12 protein-coding genes are annotated in these 12,243 nt (G+C 59.7%); 11 read left to right on the plus strand and 1 reads right to left on the minus strand.

What is annotated here, in order from left to right:
- Positions 1-5 precede the first annotated feature (5 nt).
- Genes AC1DRJ_RS03795 through AC1DRJ_RS03845 form a run of 11 tightly spaced genes read left to right on the plus strand, consistent with a single transcriptional unit; the run spans position 6 to position 11,810 of the window.
- Positions 6-1,988, plus strand: coding sequence for a phage tail tape measure protein (locus tag AC1DRJ_RS03795; protein ID WP_477800903.1), 1,983 nt, complete (start codon positions 6-8; stop codon positions 1,986-1,988).
- Positions 1,985-2,302 carry a DUF2590 family protein gene (locus AC1DRJ_RS03800; protein ID WP_477800904.1) on the plus strand — a complete coding sequence of 106 codons (318 nt, stop codon included), beginning with the start codon at positions 1,985-1,987 and terminating at the stop codon, positions 2,300-2,302. The genes AC1DRJ_RS03795 and AC1DRJ_RS03800 overlap by 4 nt, the downstream gene beginning before the upstream one ends.
- Entirely contained in the window at positions 2,299-3,474 is a 1,176-nt protein-coding gene (locus AC1DRJ_RS03805; RefSeq protein WP_477800905.1) for a baseplate J/gp47 family protein, read from the plus strand. The genes AC1DRJ_RS03800 and AC1DRJ_RS03805 overlap by 4 nt, the downstream gene beginning before the upstream one ends.
- Positions 3,467-4,057 carry a phage tail protein gene (locus tag AC1DRJ_RS03810; protein WP_477800906.1) on the plus strand — a complete coding sequence of 197 codons (591 nt, stop codon included), beginning with the start codon at positions 3,467-3,469 and terminating at the stop codon, positions 4,055-4,057. Before AC1DRJ_RS03805 ends, AC1DRJ_RS03810 begins: the two co-directional genes overlap by 8 nt.
- Before the next feature lie 8 nt (positions 4,058-4,065).
- Complete coding sequence (locus AC1DRJ_RS03815) at positions 4,066-5,733, plus strand: phage tail-collar fiber domain-containing protein (protein WP_477800907.1); 1,668 nt, start codon at positions 4,066-4,068, stop codon at positions 5,731-5,733.
- Positions 5,734-5,741: 8 nt separating this feature from the next.
- A complete protein-coding gene (locus tag AC1DRJ_RS03820; protein ID WP_477800908.1) occupies positions 5,742-6,452 on the plus strand; it encodes a DUF4376 domain-containing protein in 711 nt (236 codons plus the stop codon).
- The gene (locus AC1DRJ_RS03825) at positions 6,449-7,369 is read left to right on the plus strand and encodes a hypothetical protein (RefSeq protein ID WP_477800909.1); all 921 of its coding nucleotides are present in this window, start codon (positions 6,449-6,451) and stop codon (positions 7,367-7,369) included. Before AC1DRJ_RS03820 ends, AC1DRJ_RS03825 begins: the two co-directional genes overlap by 4 nt.
- The gene (locus AC1DRJ_RS03830) at positions 7,366-7,908 is read left to right on the plus strand and encodes a baseplate complex protein (protein ID WP_477800910.1); all 543 of its coding nucleotides are present in this window, start codon (positions 7,366-7,368) and stop codon (positions 7,906-7,908) included. The genes AC1DRJ_RS03825 and AC1DRJ_RS03830 overlap by 4 nt, the downstream gene beginning before the upstream one ends.
- On the plus strand, positions 7,905-8,615 hold the full coding sequence (locus AC1DRJ_RS03835) for a hypothetical protein (RefSeq protein ID WP_477800911.1): 711 nt from the start codon (positions 7,905-7,907) through the stop codon (positions 8,613-8,615). The genes AC1DRJ_RS03830 and AC1DRJ_RS03835 overlap by 4 nt, the downstream gene beginning before the upstream one ends.
- Positions 8,588-9,538 carry a hypothetical protein gene (locus AC1DRJ_RS03840; protein WP_477800912.1) on the plus strand — a complete coding sequence of 317 codons (951 nt, stop codon included), beginning with the start codon at positions 8,588-8,590 and terminating at the stop codon, positions 9,536-9,538. Before AC1DRJ_RS03835 ends, AC1DRJ_RS03840 begins: the two co-directional genes overlap by 28 nt.
- A gap of 1 nt (position 9,539) precedes the next feature.
- Complete coding sequence (locus AC1DRJ_RS03845; RefSeq protein ID WP_477800913.1) at positions 9,540-11,810, plus strand: hypothetical protein; 2,271 nt, start codon at positions 9,540-9,542, stop codon at positions 11,808-11,810.
- Between the two features lie 77 nt (positions 11,811-11,887).
- Here the strand turns inward: AC1DRJ_RS03845 and AC1DRJ_RS03850 are convergent.
- On the minus strand, positions 11,888-12,243 hold a 356-nt coding region (locus AC1DRJ_RS03850; protein ID WP_477800914.1), incomplete at its 5' end, for a hypothetical protein.

Below are 12,243 nucleotides of genomic sequence, written 5' to 3' on the forward strand. Positions count from 1 at the left end.
AACACATGGCTGACCGCGCTGCCCGCCTAGCCTTCATCCTGAGTCTGACCGACAAGGTCACCGCGCCCCTGGGCAAGGTGAAAATGGGGTTTTCCGACCTTGCTGAGCAGAGCGTAAAAAACATCAAGACGATGGGCTTGGGGTTGGGCGGTATGGTCGGCGCCGGCGTTGCGATCTCAGAGTCATTGGAACCTGCTCTGGAGATGAACCGCGCCCTGGGCGAAGTCCGTTCGTTGGGCGTCGCCGAAGAAGCATTGAATGCCCTGAACAAGAAGTCCCTAGAGTTCTCCGTCAATTACGGCGAGAACGCTCGCGACTTCGTGGCCTCGGCCTACAGCATTTCGGGCGCGATCAAGGGGTTGGCTGGCGACCAACTGGCCACCTTCACCAACACCAGCAACCTGCTGGCGAAGGCCACCAAGTCCGACGCCGAGACCATGGGCGCCTATGTGGGCACCATGTACAACCTGTTCAAAACCTCGGCTGATGCCATGGGCAAAAGCCAATGGGTTGAGAAACTGGGCGGCCAGACGGCACTGGCCGCGCAGCTCTTCCGTACGGACGGCGCACAGCTCAAAGATGCGTTCAAGGAAGTGGGCCAGCTCGCCACCACGGCCGGCGTCGATATCGCCGAGCAGTTCGCGGTGATCGGTACGCTGAGCAGCACCATGGAAGGCGGTGATGCCGGTGGCTTGTACAAGTCGTTTTTCGAGAACATTGGCGCAGCGTCGGACAAGCTCAAGATCAAATTTACCGAGCAGAACGGCCAGCTGATGCCGATGGCCGACATTCTGGCCAAGCTGGAGGGCAAATTCGGCGACCTGACCAGTGCCGCTGCCGGCGCCAAGTTGACCGAGGCTTTCGGCGGCGAAGGGGCGCGTGTGATCAATGCCCTGGCCAAAGACACCGACCGGTTCAAAACCGGCCTCGACCAGTTGGGCAAAGTCCGTGGACTGGAGAGCGCCCAGAAGATGGCCAAGGCCATGGTCGACCCGTGGCAACAGTTCGGTGCGGCCGTTCAAGCGCTGCGCATTGCCTTCGGCCAGGCGCTGATCCCCATGCTCACTCCGCTGATGGACAAACTGGTCGGCATTGCCAGCACACTGACCCGTTGGACCCAGTTGTTCCCCAACATTACCCGGGTGATCGGCATCACCACGCTCGTTATCTTCGGAATCATCGCCGGCATGTCCCTGCTGACGCTGGCAGTCGGCATGTCCAAGATGGTTTGGCTGGGGATGCTGACGGTCTGGAAGCTGCTGAACTGGACCGGTTACCGCAGCATCGCCATGTTCCTCTTTCACACCGTCATGACGATCGCCTTTGTCGCCGGCCTGGTGCTGTTGTACAGCTGGATGGGCCTGGTGAAAGTCGGGATGCTGGCTTGGCAGGCCGCGATCTGGCTGGTCAACGGCGCGATGCTGGCCAACCCTGTGCTGTTGATCATTGTCGGGATCGTGGCCTTGGTCGCGGCGGTGGTTGCTGCCGTCTACTACTGGGACGAATGGACCGCTGCGCTGATGAATAGCGCAGCCTTCAAATGGGTCAGCGATCAATTCCAGACGCTTTCTGATTGGTTCGGCTCCATGGGCGGTTGGTCAGCCATGGCCAAAGGCGCCTGGGACAGCATCGTCGGGGTCTTCTACAAGGCCATCAACAGCCTGATCGAGATGATCAACAGCATCCCCGGCGTGAACATCGAAGCGCGATTTGGTGGCATGCCGGAAATGCCAGGTGTCGACGCAGCGGTGAGCGCGGCCAGCACCGCCGGCGCTGCACAGAAGACCCAGCAAACCATCAATGCGGCCATCCCAAGCCTTTCCCCGTCGCGGGCAACCGCCGTTCCCCCGGGTGGGCTGTTGACCAGCATTCAAAACACCAGCAACCAGAACAAGGGCACCCACGTCGAGAACGTGAACATCCATACCGCCAAGCCAATGACCCCGTTGGAGCTGGAAAACATGGTCGCGATGGGAGTCGGCGGATGAGCCTCTACATCGATCTGCTGATCACCCATAACGACCTGACCCTGGACCCTTCGAACCAGCCGCTGCTGGTGGACGATCGGGCCAGCATCGCCCAGGACATCGGTCACATGATCCGCGAAAGCGGGCTGCTGTTCACGCTGGTGGCCGAGCGCGATCGTTTCCGCCAAGCCGACTGCATCCAGCAATTAGAGCTGCTGGTCGAAACGGACGTGCGCCTGGTACCGGGCACTGTCCAGATCCTTGAGGAAGGGAAGGGCAAGTACCTGGTCACGGCCAAAACCGTTGAATTCGGATCTGTCGAGGTAGTGCTGTGAGTGACGTAGATTTCAAACAGGCGTTGAGTGACGCCGGCATTCCGACCACCGAGGCCAAGCTGCGTGCGGCCTGGGAACTGGAAGTCGTTGCCCAGGGCAGTAAATTGAGTAACACCAGCGCCTGGTCACCATTCTGGCGGGTAATCACCGCGTTGGTGACCAAGCCAGTGATGTGGTTAATCGACTTTATCGCCGGCACCGTGTTGCCGAACTTCTTCGTGAAGACCGCTACCGGCTCCTGGCTGGATAYGCTGGCCTGGGCGGTCAACGTCACCCGCAAGCCCGCGACTAAGGCCGAGGGGTTGTTGCTGTTCACCCGCAGTGCGCTGGCCGGCCTGCTGGAAATTCCGGCCGGTACCCGTGTGCAATCGATCGCGATCAACGGCAACGTGTACGAACTGGTGACAGTAGAAGCGGCCAGCTTTGCCGATGGCGAATCTCAGATCCGCGTATTGGCCCGGGCGAAACAAGCCGGCAGCGGATTCAATCTCGCACCAGGTTACTTTTCGATTCTTCCTGAGCCTGTGCCCGGGGTGGTCCAGGTGGTGAATGCTGACGGCTGGCTGAGCCAGCCCGGCGCCGACACCGAGCCCGACAACGAACTGCGCCTGCGGGTGCGTAATCAGTTCTCAGCGGTCAACCAGTGGCACACCGACGCGGTGTATCGGGCCATGATCGCCGCCTTCCCGGGGGTGCAGCCCGATGGTGTTTACTTTGAGCACAACGCGCCCCGGGGTCCCGGCAGTGCCAACGCCTTCGTGTTGTTCGAAGCAGACTCACCGGCGGATACCTTCCTGGCTGAAATCAACAGCTATATCCGCGACCAGGGCAACCATGGCCACGGGGATGACCTGCTGGTCCTGGAGATGCCCGCCACACTACACGCTGTGCGTGTGACGATCTGGTCCAAGGCTGAGGTCGGTGCTGAGCGCTGGCCCGCGCTGAAATCTGACATTGAATTGTTCATCCGGGCCGCGTTTCGCGAGAGCACGGACAGCGACTATCAGCCGACGCAGACTTATCCCCAGTCGCGTTTTTCGTTCAGCCGCCTGGGTGAGGAACTGCACCAACAATTTCCCGGCATCGATTCGCTGGACTTCGACAACGTCGACATCATTTCCGAGTTGACCATCCCGCGCCTGTCCGGGGTTGAGGTGGTTCTGAATGCTTAAGTTGAGCCTGCCTTTTTGGCTCGACGGACCGGAGTTGGCCAAGCTCAAAGCGGCCGCGCAAGCCTGGTGGGGCAAGGTCGAAAACTGGCTGCACTGGCCTTTGCTGCAAATGGACGCCGAGACCTGCCACCTGAGTGTGCTCGATCTGTTGGCTTGGCAGCGCGACATCCAGCGCTTCCATGGCGAGCCAGAAAAGCTTTACCGCCTGCGGGTGAAATACGCCTTTATCAATGCCGTGGACGCTGGCAGCACCGCGGGCATGGTGCGCATTTTCGAGCGTCTCGGTGTCGGTTATGTCGAGATCCAGGAGCGCCTGGTGGGGCTCGATTGGGACGTGGTCCTGCTGCACCTGTCCGACAAGCAACTGAGCGAAAACCCGGTGCTGCTTCGCATCCTGATGCAGCAATACGGCCGCACCTGCCGGCGCTATGACTTCGTCACCATTACCCCGGTGAAGCTGAATATCGGTGTGGCCGACTTCAACGACGATCAGCAGACCCTGATTGCGACGCTGGATGACAGCGCAAGCCGTCTGGTCGTGATCAACGAGCTCGCAATCCTCACCTTTTTGAACCCAATTTAGGAGCACCCATGGGAGCTAGCATTACTCTTGCCGGCGAGAGTCTGATTGCCCAAAAGCAAGGCGCTGGGGAGAGGCTGGAGATTGCTCGCTTCGTTCTGGCCTTGGTGCCAGGCCTTGATCCGAACGCCCCGGTCGATCGTGCAGCCGGCAAGCCACCGGCGGGGCAAATCGTCTTCACCAAAGCCTACGACCGCAAAGGCTACGTCAGCCCCAACCAGGTGATCTACAGCCTGATGGTCGGCTCAGACGTCGGTGACTGGGACTTCAACTGGATCGGTCTGGAGGCCGCAGGTGGTGAGTTACTGGCGGTCGCGACGGTGCCGGTACAGCAGAAGCGCAAGAACATTCCGCCGTTGCAGATCGGCAACAACGTCACCCGCAACTTCCTGGTGGAGTTCAACGGTGCCCAGGCGCTGACGGGCATCACCGTCGACGCCAGTACCTGGCAGCACGACTTCACTGTGCGCCTCAACGGCATCGATCAGCGCGAGCGCATGAGCAATCGTGACGTGTTTGGCCGTGTGTGTTTCCTGGCCAACAGTCTGCAGATGGAGCGCAGTTTTGGTATCTACCAGCTCAAAGCAGGCATTGCTTACGTGGAAGGGTTACGCGTCGAGCTGACAGAACCTGTTCAGGCTCAACTGCCAGCGTTGCCGGCCAAAGCCTGGCTTGACGTCGCACTGGCCCGGGAAGGGAGCGACGCTGTCGCTACCTGGAACGTCGTCTTTGGATCGGTAAAGACTGACTACATCGACAGTAACGGCATCGCCCATTACCTGGTGGAACTGGCCAGCGTGGCGGTATCAGAGGTCATCACTGATCTGCGCCAAAGCGAGCCGATCACCGGTGCCCTGGTCAAACAATTCGCTCTGCGCAACGGCGACTACGAAAACTTGCGCGCCCGAGCTACCACCAAAGAAGACGTGGACCTGGGCGAGCTGCCCAATGCCAAAAGTGATGATCCGAACTCTGACAGCAGCGGGATCCTGGCGACCACCAAARCGCTCAATGCACTGCGCAAAATCATCTCTGATTCAGAGGTCGGGCGCATTGGCACGTTCGCAATGGCCACGCCGCCGGCCGGATGGTTTCGGGCCAATGGCGCGGCGGTCTCACGCACGGTCTATGCCGCGTTGTTTGCCAAGATCGGCACCACTTACGGCGCGGGCGATGGCGTCAACACCTTCAATCTGCCTGATCCACGCGGCAAGTTTATCCGCCTTCTGGATGACGGTCGGGGCATTGATGCCGGCCGGGTATTGGGCAGCTACCAGACTGATGAAACCCGCAGCCACAACCACGCAGGTAGTTCGGCGGACGCGGGTGGTCACAGCCACTCAGGTAGCGCGGGAGCCGCTGGTGCCCACGGCCACTCGGCATCGTCGGATGTCCAAGGCAATCATGCCCACACCGTCAACAACGCAAGTGCTGCAGGTGGCGTCTACGGCAGCTGGTACTTCTCGGATCTCGGTGGCGGGGCCGATCAACCGACAAACATCACCAACGAAGCGGGTAGCCACTCCCACAACATCACCGTGGCCGCTGTCGGCGACCACGCTCACGCCATCACCGTCGGTGCTGTTGGCGATCACGCTCACGCCATCACCGTGGGCTATTCGGGAGGCGCGGAAACACGGCCCCAAAACATCGCTTTCCTTGCCTGCATCAAGTACTGAGACCTGTCATGGATACCAAAACCGTCTATCAAACCGATCACCTGGGTATCTTCACCGGCCAAACTGTGGCCGATCGTTCGCCGTTGGAGCCGGATGTTTGGCTGATCCCTGGCGGGTGTGTCGAAGTTGCGCCGCCGGCCGTACCGCAACATAAGGCTGCGCTCTGGAATGGCAAGCGCTGGGAATTGGTCGATTGTTACCAGGGGCTGACGGCGTACAACATCGTGACCCGTGCAGCCTTGGTGGTTGAGCGGGCCGGCGCGCTTCCTGCCGGCTACACACTGGAAGTGCCAGGCCCAGGTCAGATCTGGGGCCATGGGCATTGGGTTGATGACATTCCAGCCGTGATCGAGTTGCGCTACGGCGTACAGCTTTTAGCGGTCAATGCGGCCTGCCTGCAGGAGATCACCGGTGGATTCTGGTCGGAGGCCCTGGGCGATCGGCAGTTCTACGATACCGAGCTCGAGGACCAGCTGAACTTGACCGGCATGATTCTGCGCGGTCTAGGCAGCGTATACGCCTGCCGCGATGAGTCCGGAGTCAAAGCGTTCCTGGAACACACCAGCGAGCAACTGCGCCAAGTCGGCGACGAGTTCACCGAGTTCAAGCTGCAGCGTCTACGAAAAGCCAACGATCTCAAGCAAACCTTGGCAGCGGCGCGAGCGGCCTCGGATCTGGATGCCCTTAACGCAGTGTCGTGGGAGTCCGCACCAGTATGAATTGGGCCCCCATCACCCTGCGCTGGCCGGAGCAATCCACTCAGTGGCTCGCCGACCTCGATTCAGCAAAGACTCTGGCCAGCAGTGAACTGATCAGCACAGGGTTACGTTTGGCAGGGCTGGCCGACTTGGCCACCACCTCACCCGGACAGGTCGGTGCTGCTGCAGAAGCCGCCGTTGCCGCAGGTCGCGCCGCGTTGAGCGATGCCCTGGGCGAAGTTCCGACCTGTCTGGTGGTGACGCCATTCCAAAGTGGTGTGGGGCAGGGGCGCGGGTACCAGCGTTATCTCTCTGCGCCTAACTTGCTGCAGCAGCTGGGCGAGAAACTGGAAGACACCGGCGACGACAACCGGCCAGCTGGTTCGCAGTACGCCCTGGTGGTGATGTTCCTGGGCACGCGCTACGACAAATTCGCGGCGACCTTAGCCCGATTCAATGCCGTGCTGCCCATGCCAGACCTGCTGCGCGCTGAACGCCGAGCAGAAAACTTGTTTGCGCTAGACGCCGAAAAGTGGGAACTGCCCACCGCCGGCACACTGCCGCGCTGGGGGGCTCTGCCCTTGGAGCGTTGCACCGTGACTAAGGCAGCCACCCAAGCACTTAACAGTCAGCTGTCGGCATTGGAGAGCTACGCAGACAGCTCGCCGATGGCCGACCTGGTCAAGATGGCCGCTCGCAAAGCTAGTCAGGCACAGGAGCAGGCTCAGAAATTGGCCGACCTAACGTCTCAATTCTTCGGTGGCATCCCTGACGACACCATGCGCGCGCGCTTGATTGGCCCGGGCAATGCCGCCGAGTTGCGCGCTCAGCTGCTGGAGGGTGAAGCACCCGGTCACGAATGGGGGCTGTCTGCCGGAGTGCTCCTGGTCGGATCACTGAATGGGTTGAGCTTTGTTCGGGAACTGGTGGGCCTATGACCCTATTGCTCGATGGCGAACAGGTGCGCGGCAAAAACCTCAAGGTCACCGCCAACCTGCGAATCGAAAGCGACGATCTGTCCGGACAGACCAGCAACACCGATACCGCTCACAAAGGGTTTAAGCCCAAGACACTGGCGGTCACGCTGATGATCCCGTTTGTAGATGACACGTTTTTACGCAACCTGATGCGTCTGGCCGAAGCGACCGGCAGCGGTGGCCAACTCAAAACCTACCGGGTCGTCAACGACACTGCATCTGCGTTTGGCGTGCGTCAGGTGCAGTTCTCGGACGGTGTCAGTGCCCGGGAAGACGATTCGCTTCGGGCTTGGCTGGTGCAGTTCACCCTGTCGGAAAAGCTCTCCAACCCCGAACGGGTCGAAACGCGCCGAGCGGACAAGGGCGTAACACAACAAGGTGCCCCGGGGCAGTCCGTGACTGCACCAGGTACGGGTGATACCGGCGAGGCAGGTCAGGAGCTGTCAGGCTTCGAAGCCACCCTGAAAAAACTGGATAACTACCTTGGCGGTGGCACATGAGCATGAAACTGCACAAAGTGCTGACCATCGGCGGTGTGGTGTACCCCTTGGTCAGCGATGACGTTCGCCTCGAATTGCGAACCCCAGGCCGAGCCACACTGACCATCCAGGCATTGGAACCGGTGAAGGGCTTGGTCACCCTCGATATCGGCTACAACGACAGCCAGCTGCAGCGTCACTTCATCGGCTATGTCGAGCGCTGCACGTCGTCCAACGCAATTGAGCAAGTACTGTTCTGCCGCGAGCTGGCCGCGATCCTGGCCAACCCATTGCCGCTCAATCTGCGCCATGCGGATCTGAGCACGGTGCTGGCCGAGATTAGCCAGAAAACCGGGATTAGTTTTCGCGTTCCGGACAAGGCGTACGCCAAGGTCAAAGCCCCGTTCTTTTACAACCTGGCCGCCGGGTACCAGGCGATGGACAGCTTGCCTCGGGTTTTCGGGATCACCGACTTCATATGGCAGCAGCAGGGCGATGGCGAAGTGTTTGTGGGCAGTTGGACCGACAGCTTCTTCGGTACCCGATCGCCGCTGCAGCTGCCGGTGGAGCTGTTCAACGATTACCAAAACAATCAGAGCGCGATGATAGCGGCCCTTCCCGGGTTGCGACCAGGTGCATCCATCAACCAAGGCGAGCGCATCACTCAGGTGACGCTCACCGGCAACCAAATGGCGATCCGATGGAAGACGCAATCCGCCGCAGCGTAGAGCGGCAATTCCCCGAACTCACCGGTGGTTACCACCTTCCGCGCTTTGCCCGTGTGGTGGGTGTGGCTGATGCCCCGGCTAGCGCCGGCATCTGCGACGACTTCCGCCCGCGCTTTGCGGTGGACCTCGAACTGCTGGGCCCAGACGACGAGCCCGATCCGGATTTGCCGCTGCTGGCTGGCGTGCCGCTGCCCATGCCGATGGGCGGCGATGAGATGGGGTTTTTCGCCTTCCCCGAGGAAGGCACGCGGGTTGTCGTGTGCTTCGCCTACGGTCTGCCGAGCAAGCCGTTTATTCAGACGATCCTGCCCCACGGCTTGAGCCTGCCCAAAGTGCCCAAGGGTGACCAGGTGTGGCAGCACAGCGAAGCCGCGCAGCAACGCGTCGACGCCGACGGGAACTGGCTGCGCCAGACAGATGGCCGGATCCATGACAAGTCGATTGATCGGGAGGTTGAGAGCCTGAGCAATACCGAACGTCACCAGAGCAGCACAGTGGAGGTTGGTGACCATTCCAGCGAATCCGTTGGGGGCATCAAGACGATCGAGGCGGTCGGCGCGCTCAAGTTGCTGTCGGGCGGATCTGCGAGCCTGGCGGCACTGGACGACCTGCACCTAGCCACAGGCCGCGACCTCAATCAGGTGGTGGGCCAGAAACTGAACCTGATGGTGGGAGGCGATCTGCAGGAACACGTTAAAGGCCTGCGTCGCAGCATCGCTCCAACGACTTGGCTCGGTTCGGAGTCGGTGAATGTGCTGCAAGTGCTGTGTGATTTGATCGACCTGGTCACGCAAATGAACACCGAAATATCCGGCCACACGCATGGTTCTAGCCCTGTCCCAACCAATACCGCGAACTTCGCCACCAACGCCGGTACCGGCCTACAGCTTAATGGGCAGCTGAAGCCCATCACCGGAGCGTAATTTGGAACTCAAGAACTTTTTCGCCCAAGACGACGCGGGGAACATCCTCAGCGCGGCGACCTGTTACCTGTATGTGCGAGGCACGGAGAACCTCGTAGAGGTCCTACAGGGAGCTAATGGCTTAGCTCTAAGCAACCCTTTTGTGTCCGATCAACAAGGTCTCGTCCAGTTCGCTGCGCCCAATGGACTTTACGACTTGCGAGTGGTCAAAGGCCCCCGAGATTATCGGCTTCGGATGCAGTGTAATGATGTGACGGAGACAACTGCAGCCGCTGAAAACGCGGCTCGTGCGCTTCGGCAGGATATAGACGATCCTACCGACCCTACCAAGGGTGCCGCAATTCTAGGGCGTGCTTTCGCTGTTGTTGCTTCCGTCAAAGCCTTGCTGGCAGCGGTTAAGCGTACTGATCAACTGGTTGAAGTCGTCGCCTACCATGATGGCTGGGCTGTGGAAGTGCCCTATGTAGGCCCGCGAGGCGGCGGAATGTTCCGTTGGGTGCCAGCGCTTTCTGCGACCCTGCACAATGGCGGGAGCATTATCGACCCCACCCGACCATTTCCTGCTACCTGGACAACGATGGCGCAGCGCACCGCTTGGTTCGTTCCGGCACCGTCCGGTACGGGCGTCTGGTGCCGCGTGTCGAAGGGCCGTAGCGATGTCACCGAGTTTGGCGCGCGAGGGTACGGCGACAGTGATGCGCTGTCGTTTCAAAAGTGTCTGCTGGCGGTTCATGWTGCTGGCGGAGGCCAGGTGTTCATCCCCAATCCACCGGTCAAATGGATGTTGGATTCACCGGTGTACCTGCTCGATAGAACAGAGCTTTTTGGCAGCGGCGCCGGCTGCAAGATTGAATTCCTGAATCCAACCGGCTCCCATGGTCGCGGTGGATTTGTCATGGGCTCCAGTTTGGAGGCGAACCGCGCAATGGCGCTGGCGGCCTATACGGCGGGCACTTTCCCGGGTGCCTCTACTGTAGACAGTACCTATGTAAACCTGGCCTACCGGACGTATCTGCGGGACCATCCCGAAAAAGTTGAGTCGCGTGACAGCAGCATTCACGACATCTACATCACGGCTAGCTGGACCCTTCCTACTGGGTGGGGCGGCTACGGGGTCAACTTCGTCAACGCCTGGAACTGCCACGCCCATAACATTTGGGGCGAAGGCTGGACGCAGATTATTGGAATGGGTTCAGACGTATCACCGGAAACACCGAGCAACCATCTGTGTGAAGCGTGGAATATTTACTGCATGAAGCCCGACCCGCTTCGCTGCTATTACTCGATCGGCTTTATCTCCAATAGTACCGACTGCCACCTGTACCGAGGTCGCCAGGACAGTCCATGCACTGAATTGGGAGTTGGCGCGAAAGAAGGCAACATGGCGGCAATGAACGGCTGCGAGGACTGCTCGATCACCGACATGAAGACCCCCGATCTTGGGAAGATGTCTTATGCGTCCTCTACAGGCGTGTACATGGCCGACTGTCAAGGGTGTTTCATCGATGATATTGATATCGGGAATGCCCGGCGAGCGGTGCAAAACTTCTTTTTCCGGCCAGAGGCGATCACGGCGACCAAGCCAAATATCATCGGGCGAAACATTATTGGTCGCAACTGCGATGTGGTTATTTCCATTGGCGCGAAGTACACACACGTACTTGGATTCAAAAACATCAATTCGACATACGACATTGAGTTCTACAACTCCAACGTCAGCGGCTGCGAGATACAGCAGAAGCCGGAAAAGATCAGCTACGGCGCTGGATGGACCGACTACCAATACTTGGACAACAACAACGTCAAGGGCTGGATGCCGACCGATATTTACTTGCGGCCCGCCGACATGCTGGTCAACGACAAGGCCGATACCCAGTCGTGGAATGTCAATAAGAGTGTCTCGGCCAAGGCCGGTGTTGCACTTAGCTTCCTGTGGACGGTGCCGTCAGACGTCACGGCGATTCGCGGTTTTACCCTGTACACGACTTATGCCGGTGACTCGCTCGCTGCCGGAATGAACATCACTGCATCTATTCGGCGCATGGCGGGCTACAACGGCAACAGCGGCGAAGCGGCGGTAATCCACCAGACCATTAACTCCCCAAGCGCGTGGTCGGCTACCACTGACAGGCCTTTGACCAGTTCAACGAGCCTTGTGGTCAACGCTGACGTGGCCGCTGGCCTACCGAACAGCCTGGATTACCTGATTCAGCTCACTGCACCGACGCCGGGCAGCGCCATTAAAGAGACGCGTATGCGCGTCTACAAGTGACCCGCTTACACAGCCCCTGAACACAGGGGATGCCCGCCACCTGAGCGGGCTTTTTTTCGCCCGTTAGAACTGGTGGATCAGCCGGGCACATGGGCCAATGAAGCGGATCTGGCCGCATGATGCCAATTGCGGAAAAATCTTCCGGGCAAGAAAAAACCGGCGGGAAAAGCACTTATCCCCCTCCCGCCGACGGGCTTTGTGTCCTTTTTTTGTGCAAATCCCGATGTAGTGCAAACGAACCTGAAGCCCAGGCTGGCTGCGGGGCTCAGCAGGGCATCGGCCATTTCACAAAGTGCAAAGTTTTGAAAGGAAATGCAGCGCGGTTGCACAGCGACAGGCGAGGATGCCACGGAAGGGGGGGGCCGGAACCCCGCATTCATTGGGCGAAAACTTTTAAAACGTGGGTTTCTGTGTGTTTTCAAAAATTGAAGGG

This window comes from Pseudomonas sp. P5_B2 (assembly GCF_056400445.1).